Below are 17,926 nucleotides of genomic sequence, written 5' to 3' on the forward strand. Positions count from 1 at the left end.
CCGTTCACGGGGCGGACGAGCACGAGTGGGTTGGCTGGTTCGGCACTCTGGCAGCCACCTACTGAACCGGTAAAGTCTCAATTGCGCCAACGATGCCAGATCGTTGCCCACACACGGCTCAACCGGTTTAGGGAGTGTGCATGCGTCAGGTCACACCGCTCACCGAGGGATGGACCCTGCGACACCCGGACGGCACGGGGGACGCGCTCCCCGCCTCGGTGCCGGGGTGTGTGCACACCGATCTCCTGGCGGCCGGGCTGATCCCCGATCCGTTCCTCGGCCGCGCCGAGACCGAGGTGGCGTGGGTGGGACGGCGGGACTGGACGTACGACACGGAACTGCGCCCCGGGCCGGACGGACACGAGCGGACGGAGCTGGTCTTCGACGGTCTCGACACCGTCGCCGAGGTCCTGCTCGACGGCCGGACGCTGGGCCGGACGCGGAACATGCACCGCTCGTACCGCTTCGACGTGACGAGACTGAGCGGGCCGCTGACGGTGCGGTTCACCTCCGCGTACACCGAGGCGGAGGCGGTGCGCGACACCCTGGGCGAGCGGCCGGGGGCGTATGCCGAGCCCTACCAGTATCTGCGCAAGATGGCCTGCTCGTTCGGCTGGGACTGGGGGCCGACGCTGGTGACGGCCGGGATCTGGCGTCCGGTGCGGCTGGAGCGGTGGTCGACGGCCCGGATCGCCCGGGTGCGCCCGCTGGTCACCGTCGAGGACGGGGTGGGGCAGGTCGAGCTGGCCGTCGAGGTGGAGCGCTCCCGGGCCGGGGCACCGCTCACCGTGGAGGCGAGCGTCGGCGGTGTCCGCGCCCGCGCGCGGATCGACGGCACGGAGGGCAGCGTACGGCTGCGGGTCCCGGACGTACGGCTGTGGTGGCCCCGGGGGTACGGCGGACAGCCGCTGTACGAGGTCGAGTTGACGCTGCTGCACGGTGAGGAGACGCTGGACTCGTGGCGGCGGCGGATCGGTTTCCGGACGGTGGAGCTGGACACCTCGGCCGATGAGCACGGCACCGGGTTCACCCTGGTCGTCAACGGCGAGCGGCTGTTCGCGCGCGGGGTCAACTGGATCCCGGACGACGCCTTCCCGTCCCGGATCACCCGTGAGCGCTACCGGCGGCGGCTGGAGCAGGCGGCCGCCGCGGGCGTGGACCTGGTGCGCGTCTGGGGCGGGGGGATCTACGAGAGCGAGGACTTCTACGACGCCTGCGACGAGTTGGGGCTGCTGGTCTGGCAGGACTTCCCGTTCGCCTGCGCCGCCTACCCGGAGGAGCAGCCGCTGCGCGGGGAGGTGGAGGCGGAGGCCCGGGAGAACGTCGTACGGCTGATGCCGCACCCCTCGCTGGTGCTGTGGAACGGCAACAACGAGAACCTGTGGGGGTTCAGGGACTGGGACTGGGAGCCGGGGCTGGCCGGGGACTCCTGGGGCGAGGGCTACTACCTCGGCGTACTGCCGCGCGTGGTCGCCGAGTCGGACCCCACCCGGCCGTACACGGCGGGCAGCCCCTGGTCCGGGTCCTGGCTGCACCACCCCAACGACCCGGCCCACGGCACGCATCACTCCTGGGAGGTGTGGAACCGTACGGACTACGCCGGCTACCGGCTCCATGTGCCGCGTTTCGTGGCCGAGTTCGGCTGGCAGGCGCCGCCCGCGTACGCCACGCTGCGCCGTGCGCTGCCCGGTGAGGTGCTCGCGCCGGACTCCCCCGGCATGCTGCACCACCAGAAGGCGGAGAACGGCAACGGCAAACTGGAGCGCGGACTGGCCCGCCATTTCACCGTGCCCGACGGGGACTTCGACCGCTGGCACTATCTGACACAGCTCAACCAGGCACGCGCGATCGCGGCCGGGATCGAGCACTGGCGCTCGCACTGGCCGGTGTGCGCGGGCACGGTGGTGTGGCAGCTCAACGACTGCTGGCCGGTGACGTCATGGGCGGCGATCGACGGGGACGGGCGGGAGAAGCCGCTCTACCACGAGCTGCGGCGGCTGTACGCGGACCGGTTGCTGACGGTGCGGACGGAGGGTGAGGGGCTGGTGGTGGCGGCCGTGAACCAGTCGGCCGAGGAGTGGCGGGGCACGCTGCGGCTGCGGCGGATGTCCGTGGACGGGGCGGTGCTCGGGGAGGCGGGGGCGGTGCTGGCCGCCTCGGGGCGGACGGTGGGGCTGGCCGAGGTGCCCGCCGGACTGGTGCCGGCCGGTCCGGAGGAGTTCCTGGTCGCCGACGCCGACGGCGGAGTGCGGGCGCTGCACTTCCCCGCGCCGGACCGGGAGATCCCGTATCCGCGCCCGGAGTTCCAGATCGCCCTCGTGCCGGACGGGATCACGGTGACCGCCCGCACCCTCGTACGGGATCTGCTGCTCCAGGCCGACCGGCTGGACCCGGAGGCGGTGGCCGACAGGGGGCTGGTGACCCTGCTGCCGGGGGAAGAGGTGACCATCGGGGTGCGCGGCTGGAAGACTCCGGACGCGGACACCGCCCGTTGTGCCCTGTACTGCGTGGAGCCCACTCGATGACGGCAACGCCGACCCCTCGCGTCACCATCAAGGACGTCGCCGCGCGCGCCGGTGTGTCCAAGGGGGCGGTGTCCCTCGCCTTCAACCGGAAGCCCGGACTGTCGGAGGCGACCCGGGACCGGATCTTCCGGGCGGCGCGGGAACTGGGGTGGGCGCCGAGTCCGACCGCGCGCACACTGGCCGGGTCACGGGTGGACGTGGTGGGGCTGGCCGTGTGCCGGCCCGCCCGGCTGCTCGGCCTGGAGCCGTTCTACATGGAGTTCATCTCCGGGGTGGAGAGCGTCCTCGTCGAACGGTCCTGCTCGCTGCTGCTGCGGCTGGTGCGCAGCCCGGAGGAGGAGGTCGGGCTGATGGAGTCGTGGTGGCGGGGCCGCCAGATCGGCGGATCCATCCTGGTGGACTTCCGGGCCGACGACCCCCGCCCGGCGGTGGCGGAGCGGCTGGGCCTGCCGGCGGTGGCCGTCGGGCATCCGTCGCTCACCGGCGGGCTGACCTCCGTATGGACGGACGACGCGACGGCGGTGACGGAGGCGGTGCGGTATCTGGCGGCGCTCGGGCACCGGCGGATCGCCCGGGTAGGCGGGGCGGCGGCGCTCGGGCACACGTCGATCCGTACGACCGCGTTCGACGAGGCGGTACGGGGGCTGGAGCCGGCCGCGCGGGCGTGGCAGGTGGCGACGGACTTCTCGGGGGACGCGGGGGCGCGGGCGACGCGGTCGCTGCTGACCGCCGCGCCGGGCGAGCGGCCGACGGCGATCGTGTACGACAACGACATCATGGCGGTGGCGGGGTTGTCGGTGGCGGCGGAGATGGGGTTGCGGGTGCCGGATGATGTGTCGTTGCTGGCGTGGGACGACTCGCAGCTGTGCAGATTGACTCATCCGACGTTGTCGGCGATGAGTCATGATGTGCACGGGTTCGGGGCGGAGGTGGCTCGGACGTTGTTCGGGCTGATCACCGGGGGTGGGCCGGGTTCGCACCCGGTGCCGACGCCGGTGCTGACCCCGCGGGGGTCGACGGCGCCGCCGTGAGGGTGATTTCGCCCCCGCCGCCCCTTCCCGTTCCCGTCCCCGGGGGCGCTGCCCCCGGACCCCCGCTCCTCAAACGCCGGAGGGGCTGAAATAGGGCGGCGGGGGTGAAAACTCGTGCGGCCGATCGTGTGACGTTCACCGCTCCAGCCACCGGGACTGTGCAGTCACGTTACTCACAAGTAGCATGGCCCGTAAGCAAGCGCTCAGCGTCCCGCACCCTGGAGGAGAGCCAACGTGCCTCGTACCGTCAGGGACGTCGTCTTCGTCGACGGCGTCCGTACCCCGTTCGGCAAGGCGGGCCCGAAGGGCATCTACCACGAGACCCGCGCCGACGACCTCGTCGTGAAGGCGATCCGGGAGCTGCTGCGCCGCAACCCCGGTCTCGACCCGAAGAGGATCGACGAGGTCGCCATCGCCGCGACCACGCAGATCGGCGACCAGGGCCTGACCATCGGCCGCACGGCCGGCATCCTCGCGGGCCTGCCCACCTCGGTCCCCGGCTACTCCATCGACCGTATGTGCGCGGGCGCCCTGACCGCCGTCACCACGGTGGCCGGCTCCGTCGCCTTCGGCGCGTACGACATCGCCGTCGCGGGCGGTGTCGAGCACATGGGCCGCCACCCGATGGGCGAGGGCGTGGACCCCAACCCGCGCTTCGTGAGCGAGAAGCTGGTCGACGAGTCCGCCCTGTTCATGGGCATGACCGCGGAGAACCTGCACGACCGCTACCCGGCCATCACCAAGCAGCGCGCCGACGAGTACGCGGTCCGCTCCCAGGAGAAGGCCGCGAAGGCGTACGCCAACGGCAGGATCCAGGCCGACCTGGTACCGGTCTCCGTACGCCGTACCACCGAGGAGGCCGGTGAGACGGGCTGGGGCCTGGTCACGGCCGACGAGCCGATGCGTCCGGGCACCACCCTGGAGAACCTGGCCGGTCTGAAGACGCCGTTCCGCGTGCACGGCCGGGTCACCGCCGGTAACGCCGCCGGGCTGAACGACGGCGCCACCGCCTCGCTCATCGCGAGCGAGGACTTCGCCCGTGAGCACGGCCTGCCCGTCAAGATGCGGCTGGTCTCCTACTCCTTCGCGGGTGTGGAGCCCGAGGTCATGGGCTACGGCCCGATCCCGGCCACGGAGAAGGCGCTGGCCCAGGCGGGCCTGTCCATCTCCGACATCGGTCTGTTCGAGATCAACGAGGCCTTCGCCGTCCAGGTCCTCGCCTTCCTGGAGCACTACGGCATCGCCGACGACGACGCGCGCGTCAACCAGTACGGCGGCGCCATCGCGTTCGGCCACCCGCTGGCCTCCTCCGGCGTCCGGCTGATGACGCAGCTGGCCCGCCAGTTCGAGGAGCAGCCGGACGTCCGCTACGGCCTGACCACCATGTGCGTCGGCTTCGGCATGGGCGCGACGGTCATCTGGGAGAACCCGCACTTCGAGGGGGACAAGTGAGCACCACCGCAGAGCTTCTGAAGGGTGCGGCCGAGCTGTTCCCCGGCGAGGTCGTCACCAGCGCGCACGTACGCCACTTCGACCTGCCGCTCGGGGCGGGGCGCTTCGCGCTCATCACCCTCGACAACGGCCACGACCACACCAAGCCGACCACCCTCGGCCCGCAGTCGCTGGCGAACATCGACGCCGCCCTCGACCAGGTCGAGAAGGAGGCCGCGGACGGCGGCATCGTCGGCGTCGGCGTCACCGGCAAGCCGTTCATCTTCGCCGTCGGCGCCGACCTCAAGGGTGTCGAGCTGCTGAAGCGGCACGAGGACGCGCTGGCCATCGGCAAGGGCGGCCACGACGTCTTCAAGCGGCTGTCGACGCTCGCCGTGCCGACGTTCGCGTACTACAACGGCGCCTCGATGGGCGGCGGCGTGGAGATCGGCCTGCACTGCTCCTACCGGACGGTGTCCTCGGCCCTCCCCGCGTTCTCCCTCCCCGAGGTCTTCCTCGGCCTGGTGCCCGGCTGGGGCGGCTGCACGCTGCTGCCGAACCTGATCGGCGCCGACAGGGCCGTCTCGGTCATCATCGAGAACAGCCTCAACCAGAACAAGCAGCTCAAGGGCGCGCAGGTCCACGAACTCGGTATCGCGGACGCGATCTTCGAGGGCGCGGACTTCCTGGAGCAGTCGCTGATCTGGACCGCGGCCGTCCTCAAGGGCGAGATCGTGATCGAGCGCCCGGTGATCGACCGCGGTGAGGCCTGGGACCAGGCCGTCGCACGCGGCCGCTTCATCGCCGACTCCAAGGTGCACGGCGCGGCCCCGGCCGCCTACCGCGCCCTGGACATCATCGCCGCCGCCAGGAACGGCGACCTGCAGCAGGGCTACGACGCCGAGGACCAGGCCCTCGCCGACCTCATCATGGGCGGCGAACTGCGTTCCGGCATCTACGCGTTCAACCTGGTGCAGAAGCGCGGCAAGCGCCCGGCCGGCGCCCCGGACAAGAACCTGGCCCGCCCGGTCACCAAGGTGGGTGTCGTCGGCGCCGGTCTGATGGCCTCGCAGCTGGCGCTGCTGTTCCTGCGCCGCCTGGAGGTCCCGGTCGTCCTCACCGACATCGACCAGGAGCGCGTCGACAAGGGTGTGGGCTACGTCCACGCGGAGATCGACAAGCTGCTCGGCAAGGGCCGTGTCAACCAGGACAAGGCGAACAGGCTGAAGGCCCTGGTCTCCGGTGTCCTGGACAAGGCCGAGGGCTTCGCGGACGCGGACTTCATCATCGAGGCCGTGTTCGAGGAGATGGGCGTCAAGCAGACGGTGTTCGCGGAGATCGAGGCGGTCGCCCCGGCGCACGCGATCCTGGCGACGAACACCTCGTCCCTGTCCGTGTCGGAGATGGCGTCGAAGCTGAAGCACCCCGAGCGGGTCGTCGGCTTCCACTTCTTCAACCCGGTCGCGATCCTCCCGCTCCTGGAGATCGTCCGCGGCGAGCGGACGGACGACGCCGCACTGGCCACGGCGTTCGGCGTCGCCAAGAAGCTGAAGAAGACCGCGGTGCTGGTCAAGGACGCCCCGGCGTTCGTGGTCAACCGCATCCTGACCCGCTTCATGGGCGAGATCCAGAACGTCATCGACGAGGGCACGCCCGTCGAGGTCGCGGAGAAGGCGGTGGAGCCGCTCGGTCTGCCGATGTCCCCGCTGGTCCTGCTCGAGCTGGTCGGCCCGGCGATCGGTCTGCACGTCTCGGAGACCCTCAACCGGGCCTTCCCCGACCGCTTCACGGTCTCCCCGAACCTCGCGGCCGTCGTCAAGGCGGGCAAGCGCGGCTTCTACGTCTACGACAGCGGGAAGCCCGAGCTCGACCCGGAGGTCGCCGCGCTTCTCCAGCAGGGCGACACCGTCCTGACGGAGGAGCAGGTCCGCGAGCGCGTCCTGGACGCGGTGGCCCAGGAGATCGGCCTGATGCTCGCCGAGGGCGTCGTCGCCGAGGCCCAGGACATCGACCTCTGCCTGATCACCGGCGCCGGCTGGCCCTTCCACCTGGGCGGCATCACGCCGTACCTGGACCGCGAGGGCGTCTCGGAGCGGGTGAACGGGAAGCGCTTCCTGGAGGCCGGGGTGGCGTCCGTCCCGGCGTAGTACCCGTAGGCAACCGAAGGGCCCCTGGAATTCGCCGCCGAATTCCAGGGGCCCTTGTCATGGGGGCGGGCGGTCAGTAACCGAAGGGCGAGGCTCCCGCCGTGGCGTGCATGACGTCGAACGGGACGAGGGCCGCCGGGGTCTCGGTCCCCACGGCGTCCACGGCGAACACCTCCACGGTGTGCATGCCTTCCTGCCAGGGCCACCCGGCGTCCCAGGCCCACCGTCCGTCGGCCGCGACCGGAGCCGTGCCCAGCAGGGTGCCCCCCGCTCTGAAGCCCACCTGTACCGCTCCCCCGGCGAAGCCGGTGAAGCGTACGGCCGGCCCCGCGACCTGCTCGTAGGCCGCCGGTGTCCGGACCGTCGGTGCCGTCGGCGCGCCGTGCGCCGGGGGCGCCGCCATGGAGGCTCCGGGCTGGGCCGGGACTCCGGGCACGGCGGCGGCCGTCGCACCGGCCACGGCGGTGAACGGGACGACGGTGCCCTTGGTGTGGCGCTTCTCCGCGTCCCAGGCGACGGCCTTCACCAGGTGGTCGCCCGTACTCCAGGGCTTGTCCCGCTTCCACGACCACGTGCCGTCCGGGGCCACCGAGGGGGAGCCCAGGAACTTGCCGTGCTCCCAGAGGCTCACCCGGACCGCTCCGGGGGCGGTGCCGGTGAAGTACACGCCGTCCGCGGGCAGTTCCATGTGCGCGAGCGGGTGCGTCACCACCGGCATGGGAATCCCGCTGGGCCGCTCCGCCGAGGTGGCCGACAGATAGCCCTCGAGGGCGGACCGGTCGCGGTCGGGCTCCTCGTACCCGTTGCGCACCATGCCCAGCCTGGGGGGAAGCCCGTCGGCGAGCATGTTCAGGAGCCCCATGAGGAAGGGGACGTTGCGCCGGGTGACGTCCGAGTGCCGGGTTATGTGGGGGGACTCGCTGAAGACGAAGTTGAAGTTGTCGTACCCCTGGAAGAGGGGGAGGAAGGGCTCGACCTGCTCCTTGTACTGCTCGTCCTGCGGCGAGGAGAGGAGGTAGATGTTGGAGTGCCGGGCGACGCCCGAGCGCACCAGGTCCGGGATGAGCGCGTCGACCGTCCGGACGTTCTCCTCCGGCACTCCGTCGCCCAGCATGAACCGGGCGACCTTGGGGTGCACCCGCTTCACATAGGTGCCGACGAGGAACTGCGGCACGATGGAGACGATGTTGCCGAAGCCGTACCGCATGCCGAAGTAGAGGGCGGCGCTGCCGCCCTTCGAGCCGCCCCACATCGTGACCTGGTCCGGGGTCAGGTCAAGGGCGTTCATCACCTTGGAGACGACCCCGATCACGGACTGCTCCAGGGAGAAGTCCATCCCCTCGCACAGGTAGTAGCTGTTCATGCCGTGGAACTGGTCGCGGATCCACAGGATGTTGGACCGGACGGGGTTGAGGACGCCGTTGGACCAGCCGTAGTCGTCCGTGACCATGAAGTTGGCGAACACGACGAGCAGGTGCCGGTTGCCTCCCTTGGCGTGCGTGAACCGGTACTCGACGGGATACGCGCCGGAGGTGTCGACCCCGGTGATCAGCTCGCGTGTCTTCGGCGCTGCTTTCGGCATGTGTGGTGTCCGCTCGTGGGTTGTCGTCATCGTGGGCCGTCGTCAGTACCGCGGTGTGTAGTGCCCGGCGGGCACGGAGTGGCCGGGGACCGGGGCCGCTCCCGGCCGCTGCCCTGAGACGGCCGGCGGGACCGGGACGGGCTCCCGGTTGACCACGGTGAAGGGGAGTTCGACCCGTGCGGAGTGGAAGCCCGCCGGGTCCACGGCGAAGATCTTGACCACATGCCTGCCGACCGTCCACGGTTCGGCCGGCTCCCAGGACCAGGTGCCGTCCGCGGCGACCGGCGGCGACGCCACGAACTTGCCGTTGCGCCACATGCTCACCCGTACCGCCCCGTAGGCCGTGCCGGCGAACCGCGGTCCCGTGCGCGGGACCTCGCCGTCATGGGCCGGCGTCGTCACCACGGGCGGTGCGAACGCGTCGGCGTTCTGGACCTTGGAGGTGGCGGAGAGATAGGCGTCGATGCCGGACTGATCGCGGTCGAACTCCTCGGCCGCATGGCGTACGAACCCCAGCCGGGGGGCGTAACCGTCGGCGAGCAGGTTGAGCAGACCGACCAGTGCCGGGACGTTCCGCCGGGTCACCGTGGCGTGACCGGTGATGGTCGGCGACTCGCTGTAGAGGAAGTTGAAGTTGTCGTACGCCTGGAACATGCCGAGGAACGGCTCCACCTGCACGGCGTAGTGCTCGTCCTGCGGCGAGGAGAGCACGTAGATGTTGGCGCCGCGGTTGGCGTGGGCGCGCACCAGCTCGGGGAGGAGCGTGTCCAGGACCCGCGCGTTGTGCGCCGGTGCCCCGTCGCCCAGCATGTAGGCGGAGACCTTCGGGTGCCGCTTCTCCAGGGCGTCGCCGATGAGGAACTGCGGGACGATGCCCACGATGTTGCGGTAGCCGTACCGCAGTCCGAAGTAGAGCGCGGCGCTGCCGCCCTTGGAACCGCCCCACAGGGTGACCTGGTCCGGTGTCAGTCCCAGGGACCTCATGACGTTCGCGATGAGGTTCTGCACCGAGTCGGCCAGCCCGAAGTCCATGTTCCGGCACAGGTAGTAGGCGTTCATCCCGTCGAACCGGTCGCGGATCCACAGGATGTTGGCCCGGACGTTGTCGAAGACGCCGTTCGACCACCCGTAGTCGTCGGGCGCGGAGAAGTTGGCGAAGACGACGACGAGGTGCCGGTTGCCGCTCTTGGCATGGGTGAACCGGTACTCCACCGGGAACGGTCCCGAGGCTTCGATCCCGTTGAGCACGTGCCGCCCGTTCGAGGATGCCTTGGACATGTACGGACTCCACTCTCAGATGTGCGTCGAAGACGGGCGGCGGCCGGGGCCGCGCGGTGACGGCTTCCGGAAGACCACCGGAACCCGGGGGTTTTGGCTGGTCATCGACTTGTCGGTCATGATGGCCGGATGTTGTGGACCCGCACTCCGTCGTCCCGCCCGCGGGGACGGCGCCGGCTTGCCGCCGTCGCGTCGGCCGCCGTCCTGGCGGTGACCGCGGGCGACGGCGGCGGACCGCTCCGCTCCCCCGCCGAGACGGGGACACTGACCGTGGCGACCTGGAACATGTGCGGTGTCCGGGACTGGAACTGTGCCGGTACCGGCAGCGGTGAGGCGAAGCGGCGCCGGATGGAGCGCCTGGCCACCGGTGCCGGGGCCCGGGTCCTGTTCCTGCAGGAGACCTGCGCGGCCGACGTCGAGGCGGTGCGCGCGTCCCTCGGGGCCTCCTGGCACTCCGAGTTCAGGGCCTATGTGCGGCGCGGGCGGGACGGACGCCGTACCGCGGTGCGCTGCGGGGCGCCCGAGAGGGGACAGGCCGGTTACGCCCTGCTGTCCGCGTATCCGCTGTCGTCCGTGCGTACGGTCTCCGCGCTCCAGCCCGCGGTCGGGGTGCGGCGCGGGATCCTGTGCGCTTTCGTCGCGGCGCACGACGTCACGGTGTGTGCCGCGCATCTGACCCCGCGCGGTGGTGACCGGGCGCATCCGTCCTGGGAGTTCCGCGACGATCAGCTGAAGGCGCTGGTGGACGCCGTGCCCGGGAAGCGGGTCGTGTACGGCGGAGATCTGAACGTGGATCCGCCCGGGGAGCACAACCCGCTCTCGTGGGTATGGCCGGAGAACGCCCACGGTACGCACCGGGAGTGCGACGCCTCGCGGCCGGCCCGGGCGACGCATGTGTCGGGGCACAAGCTGGACCACCTGTTCACCGGGCTGCCCGTGCTCGGTTGCCGGGTGAGCGGGACCGGGGTGTCCGACCACCGTGCCGTGCTGATCCGGGTGGACACCGGCACCGGCCGAGATCGCGGACGGAACCGGCGTCACACGATCACGCCTTCGTAGTCGCGGTCGCCGGAGGGCTGCGTGGGCACGACGCCGAAGAGTCCCGTGGTCGTACGGGGGCCGCTGAACCATTCCGACACACGCGGCCGCGCGGGGGTCATCGCCCTTCCCGTGTGCCGGGTGCCGACCGTGCCGACGGCGGGGGCGTGTGCCTGTCCGGGGGCGAGGTCACCACCGGCGACCAGCATCCTGTCCGCGAGCCGGGCGGCGGCGTAGCCGTCGTCCAGGTCGCAGAACTCGTTCTGGAACCAGCGGTACCGCTCGGCGTAGAGGTCCTGGATGGCATCGATGTCGCGGATGGCCGCCACCAGTTCCGCGGACGAGTGGAGCAGGGGGCCCGGGGCGCTGCCCTCGAAGTCGAAGTAGAACCCGCGCAGGGTGTCGCGGTAGTGGTCCAGGTCGTAGGTGAAGAACAGGATGGGCCGCCCGGTGTTGACGTAGTCGAACATCAGGGAGGAGTAGTCGGTGATCATCACATCGGTGATCAGCGAGAGGTCTGCCATGTCCGGGTAGTCGGACACGTCGAAGACGAATCCGTCACCGGCGCCCGGCACCGGGTCCACGACGTTGGGGTGGCGGCGCACCATGAGGACGTGGTCGTCCCCGAGCTCCGCGCGCGCCGCCGCCAGGTCGATACGGAAGTCCAGCTTGTACTTGCCGGGCGCGTAGAACTGGTCGTCGCGCCAGGTGGGCGCGTACAGGACGACCCTCTTGCCGTCCGGCAGTCCGATCCTGCGGCGGATCCGCTGCTCCTGGTCCTCCGTGTCCGGCCGGCGCAGGACGTCGTTGCGCGGGTAGCCGCTCTCCACCATCTCGCCGGGGAAGCCGAAGGCGCGTTTGAGGATGGGGGTGGAGAAGCTGTTGGGGGACACCAGGATGTCCCAGTTCTGCACCTCCTTCTCGACGCGTTCCAGATAGCGCTGGTCGGCGAAGTGGATGGACTCGATGTCGTGGCCGATCTTCTTCAGCGGCGTGCCGTGCCACGTCTGCACGACGACCTGGCCGTCCCGCTTCTTGAACCAGTCCGGGAGGTGGTTGTTGGCGACGACGTAGCGGCTGGTGGCGAGGGCCTCGTACCACTGCGGTGACCACATGCGGACGGGTGTCGCCGTCGGCGGGACCTGGACCTGGTCGTCGCGTACCACCCACAGCTGTTCCAGATCGACGCGACGGCGCAGGAGTTCCTCGTGCAGGGCGCGGGGGCTGTCGGAGTACTGGGTGCCCTTGAAGGCGTCGAACAGCACGGCGTCGCGCACCGGTTGCCGGCGGGCGTCGGGGTACGCCTTGGTGCGCAGGATCTTCTGCCGGTAGGGGCCGCGGGCGTGGTCGGGCATCGCCGAGTGGACGAGGAGCGACAGCCGGTCGTAGGCCTCGGCCTGTATCTCGTAGCGGCGCTCGTTCCTCTCGTAGTCCTGGGGGAACGTCTCGATCAGGTCCTGTTCGATCTTCACCATGAGGTCTTCGAGGCGGTCCTCGCGCGCCACGGCGGAGAGGTCCTGCCGGCGCAGGAAGAAGTCCCATCGTCCGGCCGCGAGCGGGATGTCCCCGGCCAGGGTCCGCATGGCGGCGGGGGCCAGGACCGCGCGGAACTCGTCGCCCTCCCAGGTGAGGGGGACGGGGCGTTCGGCGCCGTGGGCGCGCGAACGGATCACCAGATGGGCGGCCCGGTACTCCTCCTCGGTCAGCTGGTCCGCGGCCAGGTAGCGGCCCTGGACCAGCAGTGAGCCGTCGTCCCGCCACTCGCACCGGGACGCGACGGGCAGGGTCGCGCGTTCGAAGAGGACGAGGTAGCCGGAGCCGTTGCGGTGGACGACGACCTCACGGTCGTACTCCCTGGTCTGCAGGGTCGCCGGCATGGGGTAGTGCCCGTCCGGGGTGTCCTCCGCCACGACGGGGTACATGGTCATCTTGCGGCCCTCGACATGGAAGGTGGTCTTCCAGCCGTTGGCGCCCATGTTCCAGGACTGCGGGACGTCGGCGTCCGTCCCGGCGTGCACGCGGGACTTGGGTACGAGGCGGCTCAGGGGAATTCTGGCGGAGAAGGTGCACCAGCCGTCACCGCCCGGGGTGAAGTGGACGCGTGCGTCGTGCCGTCCCGCGCCGCTCAGACTCGTGACGCGGAGCCGGCCCCACTCCGGGACCTTGGGGCCGAGGTAGACGCCGCGCAGCTCGAGCTGGTCGCCGATGAGACGGTGCTGGGTGATCCGGCAGCGTACGACCTCGACGCGCAGCTTGAGTTTGCCCTGGAGGAAGACCGGAAGGATCCGGGTGTTCTTGTCGACGTACCGGTAGGGCGGGTTGGCGGCGCTGCCCGCGCCGCCCCGGTCGATGCCCCGGTAGCGGAACAGCCCGCGGCTGAGGACACCGGCGGCCACGTCCCAGGTGCCCTCGACCCACTGGCCCTTGCGCTTGAGGCGGGCGGTGTCGATACGCGCCTCGAAGCCGGCCCAGTCATAGCAGTAACGATTCTGGTTGCTGTCCTCGGTGGCCTGCGGCGCGTAGACGGTCTTCGCCGTCGTGATCATCATGCGCCCCTGCTTCTTGTTCCGCAGGGCGATCGCCTTCACCGACATGTGCTTCTTGTGCACGTTGATGAACCGGACGTACGCGGTTCCGGTGAGGGTGAGCAGATCGGAGTCGGGGATCCAGCGGGCGCCGGACAGCGAGCCGTGCAGGGACAGTTCCTTGTCCAGGCGGTAGGCCTTCTTGTCCAGGCCCACCTCCCGGTCGCCGAGGTAGGGGTAGTTGAGGTAGCGCCGGAACCGCCGCTGCACGGGCATGGGGCCGCCGCGGCGCTCGAACTCGATGACCTCGAGGAGTTCGGGCAGCCGTCCCTCGCGCACCAGCAGCCATTTGACGCGGGCGTCCGCGGGCAGTTCGTCGATGATGGTGAGGTCGGTCTCGTCGAGGAACTCGTTGGCCCACTGCATGAAGGAGTGCCGGTACTCCTCGTCGGCGTCCGGGAGCACCTTCAGATGGAGCATGAGGTCGGACTTCAGGCAGGCGAGGTCGTACTTCCGCTTGCTGTCCGCGTACTCCCCGGAGTCCTGGTCGCCGAGGAAGCGGCTCACGGACTGCACGGCCGCGACCCGGTCGCGCAGGTTCGACAGTTCCGTGTGCCGCTGGGTGATGGAGGGGGCGGCTCCGCCCTCCCTGCGGCGCCAGAAGTAGACGACGTCGGTGATGACGTCGACCTTGGCGGCGCGGAAGTGGGCGTACATGTTGACCCACGAGTCCTCGTACATGACGCCTTCGGGGAACGCGATGGAGTGCCGGTTCCAGAAGGAGCGCCGGAAGAGCTTGTTCCAGACGGTGCGGTCGTAGATCAGCGCCTCGAACCTGGTGATGTGCGTCCCGCGCCGGTTCTTCTGCATGGGGCCCTTGTGCAGCGGTGACTGCCACTTCTTGGTGGAGTTCATCATCTGCACGTTGCCCGAGACGAAGTCCGCCTCGGATTCCTCGAGGGTGCGCACCAGGAGTTCGTAGGCGTACTCGGGGATGACGTCGTCGCCGTCCACGAAGGCGAGGAACTCCGCCGCGGGATGTGTGTTCCGCAGTCCGGTGTTGCGCGCGTGCCCCGGCCCGTGGGCGTGCTGGCGGACCAGCCGGAAGCGGCGGTCCGCCGCGCAGAAGTCGGCCGCGATCCGCACCGACCCGTCGGTGGAGCCGTCGTCGACGAGCACGACCTCGAAGTCACGGAACGACTGGCGCGCTATCGATTCCAGACATTCGGCGAGATATGCCTCGACATCCTGAAAGGGCACGACAACACTGAGGCGCGGCTGAACCACCAACTCGTACTCCTACCAAGACATTTCGCCCACCAGGACACCGAACGTCCACCATGGACACCCCACCCCTGATGCGGCACATCGCGACTTCTGCCGCCATGTACCGCCAAACCCCTGCGGCCGCGTGAAAGCCCCCCTTCACATCGGTCACAGGTTCGACATATCTTAAGTCACCCTTAAGGATGGTCAAGGTCGGTTCATGTGGCGTTCATCGCTTCGCGGTGCTAATGCCACCCGGTCCGTACCAGGTCGGGGCCACTGCCTATAGTTCTCCCACTGTTGCGATCGCATCAGTGGACCGGTCTTCCCCCCACCCGGGCCCAGCCACTCCGCCGCGCGGAGCCCGTGAGGAGAGGAACCGAACACCATGACGACCAGCGCCACCACGGAGTCACGTGTGCAGCCCGACAGCGGCGGCGGACGTCGCAGGGCGCAGCGCCCCCGTAGACGCTGGGGACGCATCGTGCTGCTGTCGCTCCTGGTCCTGCTGCTCGCGGCGGGCGGCACGGGGTACTGGCTGTACAGCGACCTGAACGGCAACATCGACGGCGTCGACCTGGACAAGGCCCTCGGTGAGGACCGACCGGAGAAGCTGCCGACGTCGGGGCAGAACCTGCTGGTCCTCGGCTCGGACTCACGCGCCGGCGCCAACGCCTCGCTGGGCACCGGCAAGGTGTCGGGCGCCCGGTCCGACACCGCGCTGGTGGTGCACATCCCCGAGGGCCGCGATCAGGCCGTCGCCGTGAGCATCCCGCGTGACACGCTCGTCACCCGCCCGGAGTGCGCCAAGTCCGACGGCTCGACCCTGCCGGCGGCGGAGCGCGTCATGTTCAACTCCGTGTACTCGACGGCCGGTCCGGCCTGTGTGGTGAAGACCGTGGAGAAGATGTCCGGCGTCCGCATGGACCACTACATGGAGATCGACTTCGCCGGCTTCAAGGGACTGGTCGACGCGATCGGCGGCGTGACCGTCACCGTCGACGAGCCCATCAAGGACACCTCCAGCGGCCTGGACCTGAGCGCCGGAACACACAAGCTGGACGGGACCGACTCCCTGGCGTTCGTGCGGACCCGGCACGGCATCGGTGACGGCAGCGACCTGGGCCGTATAGGCCTCCAGCAGCAGTTCATGATCGCCCTGCTGAGCGAGGTGAAGCGGCAGGACCTGTTCGGCAGTCCCACCAAGACCTACAAGATCGCCGACACGCTGACGTCCGCGCTGACCACCGACGCCGAACTGGCCTCCCTGACCAGCCTGGCCAAGTTCGCGCGCAGCATGAACGGGGTCGACCCGGCGACCATGGAGACGATCATGCTCCCGGTGGCGTACGACAAGGTCGACCCGAACCGGGTGGTGGCCGCGCAGCCCCAGGCCGAGCAGCTGTGGAAGGCGATCCGGTCCGACGCGGAGATTCCGGAGTCCGCGAAGAAGTCGCCCGCGACGGGCGGCTGACGCCCCGGCACGACGACGGCGACGGCCGCTCAGCTCCCGAGGACGTCCCACCGGGTGAGCGTGAGGCCGTCGCCGTCCTCCTGGCGGGCGACCCTGGGCGTGCCGTCGGTGCCGATCAGCGCCATCACCACGCGGCCCCGCCCGTCCCGGGCCAGGGCCGGGGAGCCCTGACAGGTCTCGGCCAGCGCGTACCACCAGAACCCTGCGGACTCGTTCTCGGTGCCGCCCATGCCGAGCACGGCCGCGCCGTCCTTGTCACGGCAGGCGAGGACGGCACAGTCGTAGCCGTCCAGCGACGTACGCAGCACCGCGTACGGCCGCTCGGCCGGAGTGCCGCCCAGGGAGACGGGCCAGTCGCCCGCCCGCCAGGCCGCCGCGCCGCCGCTCTCGGCGTCCGTCCAGAAGAACGTGGCCCGGCCGGGTGCCGTCTCCAGGGCCGCGACCGTGCCCGGGGCGGGCCGCAGCGAGAAGCCGCGGGGACCGGTGAAGTCCTCCCCCGGTGCGGACTGGCTCCAGACGAGCACGCCCGTCTCCGCGGCGGCGCAGACCTCGACGCGTCCGTCGGTGAGCGCGATCGCCGCCGGCCGGGCGTCGAGTCCGCCGCCGCGCAGGTCCTCCCACGCCCGCCACTTGCCGTTCGGGGCCTCGCGCCGCAGGACGAGACCGCCGTCCGCGCCACGCAGGAACACATGCACCGTGCCGTCCCCGGCCACCGCCCCGACCGGCGCGGCGAGCATGCCCGGGTCGTCCCGGTCGCGGTGGGGGTTGCCGAGGGACCGCCAGTCGCTGAGGGCGAGTCCGGTCTGGTACTGGACGGCGTGCACGATGTCCGCACCGGTCGTGCCGTCGGCGCCCTCACGTTCCCTGCGGCCGAGGAAGTGGACGTAGCCGTTGGCTCCCTGGGCCACCGACAGATGCGTCAGCCCGGCCACCGGTACGAAGTGCGGCCCGCTCCACCACGGGCCGCCGACGGCGGTCTCCGTCCAGCGCAGCAGACCCCCGCCGGTGGGGGCGTACAGCGTCAGCCGGCCGTCCTTGCCGCGGGTGAGCCACTCTCCGTGGGCCACGCCGGAGGCGGTCCGTCCGTCGTCGACGGGGCCACCCGTGGAACCTGTCGGCCTTCTCCGCATCGCCTGGTGAACCTTCCTGCAGCCCGCCGCATCACCGACACGGGAACCCCGAAACTCGGCACATCATATGTCGATCGTTCGCCGATGCCCCGTGCGTGGGACGCTGGCCCGATGAACGACACCTCCGCCCTGCTCGTGATCGTCGACGCCGCGAATGTCGTCGGGTCGGTGCCCGACGGGTGGTGGCGGGACCGGCGGGGTGCGGCGCGGCGGTTGCGGGACCGGCTCGCGGCCGACGGAGTGCCGGGGCGTCCGGGAGCGGTGGAGATCGTGCTGGTGGTCGAGGGGGCGGCGCGCGGGGTGGAGTCGGTGCCGGGGGTGCGGGTGGAGTCCGCTCCGGGGAGCGGTGACGATCATATGGTCGCCCTGGTGGCGGAGTCGGTGGGCCGGCCGGTTCTCGTCGTCACGGCCGATCGTGAGCTGCGTCGCAGGGTGACCACGCTGGGTGCGGAGGTCGCCGGTCCGCGGTCGGTGCCCCGCTGAGACCGGCGGCCTCCGT

The 17,926-nt window shown here is 70.5% G+C and carries 11 protein-coding genes; 7 read left to right on the forward strand and 4 right to left on the reverse strand.

Annotated elements, in window-relative coordinates; genetic code table 11:
* Positions 1–140 precede the first annotated feature (140 nt).
* The 4 genes from ACGFR9_RS03210 to ACGFR9_RS03225 all read left to right on the forward strand — a co-directional run bounded on the left by ACGFR9_RS03210 (position 141) and on the right by ACGFR9_RS03225 (position 7,134).
* The gene (locus ACGFR9_RS03210; RefSeq protein ID WP_393202402.1) at positions 141–2,525 is read left to right on the forward strand and encodes a glycoside hydrolase family 2 protein; all 2,385 of its coding nucleotides are present in this window, start codon (positions 141–143) and stop codon (positions 2,523–2,525) included.
* Positions 2,522–3,556 carry a LacI family DNA-binding transcriptional regulator gene (locus tag ACGFR9_RS03215; RefSeq protein WP_393202404.1) on the forward strand — a complete coding sequence of 345 codons (1,035 nt, stop codon included), beginning with the start codon at positions 2,522–2,524 and terminating at the stop codon, positions 3,554–3,556. Before ACGFR9_RS03210 ends, ACGFR9_RS03215 begins: the two co-directional genes overlap by 4 nt.
* A 234-nt stretch (positions 3,557–3,790) precedes the next feature.
* Positions 3,791–5,008, forward strand: coding sequence for a thiolase family protein (locus tag ACGFR9_RS03220; RefSeq protein ID WP_393202406.1), 1,218 nt, complete (start codon positions 3,791–3,793; stop codon positions 5,006–5,008).
* Entirely contained in the window at positions 5,005–7,134 is a 2,130-nt protein-coding gene (locus ACGFR9_RS03225; protein ID WP_393202408.1) for a 3-hydroxyacyl-CoA dehydrogenase NAD-binding domain-containing protein, read from the forward strand. The genes ACGFR9_RS03220 and ACGFR9_RS03225 overlap by 4 nt, the downstream gene beginning before the upstream one ends.
* 73 nt (positions 7,135–7,207) lie before the next feature.
* Here ACGFR9_RS03225 and ACGFR9_RS03230 read toward each other — a convergent pair whose 3' ends face one another.
* Together ACGFR9_RS03230 and ACGFR9_RS03235 are read right to left on the reverse strand one after the other, a co-directional pair.
* Positions 7,208–8,716: a hypothetical protein gene (locus ACGFR9_RS03230; RefSeq protein WP_393202410.1), complete on the reverse strand. Its 1,509-nt coding sequence runs from the start codon at positions 8,714–8,716 to the stop codon at positions 7,208–7,210.
* A 42-nt stretch (positions 8,717–8,758) separates the two neighbouring features.
* The gene (locus ACGFR9_RS03235) at positions 8,759–9,994 is read right to left on the reverse strand and encodes a hypothetical protein (RefSeq protein WP_393202412.1); all 1,236 of its coding nucleotides are present in this window, start codon (positions 9,992–9,994) and stop codon (positions 8,759–8,761) included.
* Positions 9,995–10,123: 129 nt separating this feature from the next.
* Here ACGFR9_RS03235 and ACGFR9_RS03240 point away from each other — a divergent pair, with 129 nt between their 5' ends.
* The gene (locus ACGFR9_RS03240; protein ID WP_393202414.1) at positions 10,124–11,053 is read left to right on the forward strand and encodes an endonuclease/exonuclease/phosphatase family protein; all 930 of its coding nucleotides are present in this window, start codon (positions 10,124–10,126) and stop codon (positions 11,051–11,053) included.
* Here the strand turns inward: ACGFR9_RS03240 and ACGFR9_RS03245 are convergent.
* A complete protein-coding gene (locus tag ACGFR9_RS03245) occupies positions 11,032–14,817 on the reverse strand; it encodes a CDP-glycerol glycerophosphotransferase family protein (RefSeq protein ID WP_393202416.1) in 3,786 nt (1,261 codons plus the stop codon). The two genes, ACGFR9_RS03240 and ACGFR9_RS03245, sit on opposite strands and share 22 nt — an antisense overlap.
* 394 nt (positions 14,818–15,211) lie before the next feature.
* On the opposite strand from ACGFR9_RS03245, the gene ACGFR9_RS03250 reads away from it, so the two are divergent.
* Complete coding sequence (locus ACGFR9_RS03250; protein WP_393202418.1) at positions 15,212–16,297, forward strand: LCP family protein; 1,086 nt, start codon at positions 15,212–15,214, stop codon at positions 16,295–16,297.
* Between the two features lie 29 nt (positions 16,298–16,326).
* Here the strand turns inward: ACGFR9_RS03250 and ACGFR9_RS03255 are convergent, their stop codons facing one another.
* The gene (locus ACGFR9_RS03255) at positions 16,327–17,364 is read right to left on the reverse strand and encodes a hypothetical protein (protein WP_393202420.1); all 1,038 of its coding nucleotides are present in this window, start codon (positions 17,362–17,364) and stop codon (positions 16,327–16,329) included.
* Positions 17,365–17,538: 174 nt separating this feature from the next.
* On the opposite strand from ACGFR9_RS03255, the gene ACGFR9_RS03260 reads away from it, so the two are divergent.
* Complete coding sequence (locus tag ACGFR9_RS03260) at positions 17,539–17,910, forward strand: NTP pyrophosphohydrolase (protein ID WP_393202422.1); 372 nt, start codon at positions 17,539–17,541, stop codon at positions 17,908–17,910.
* Positions 17,911–17,926: the final 16 nt, after the last annotated feature.

Source organism: Streptomyces sp. NPDC048584, assembly GCF_043199595.1.
In the GTDB taxonomy this organism is placed as follows: domain Bacteria; phylum Actinomycetota; class Actinomycetes; order Streptomycetales; family Streptomycetaceae; genus Streptomyces; species Streptomyces edwardsiae.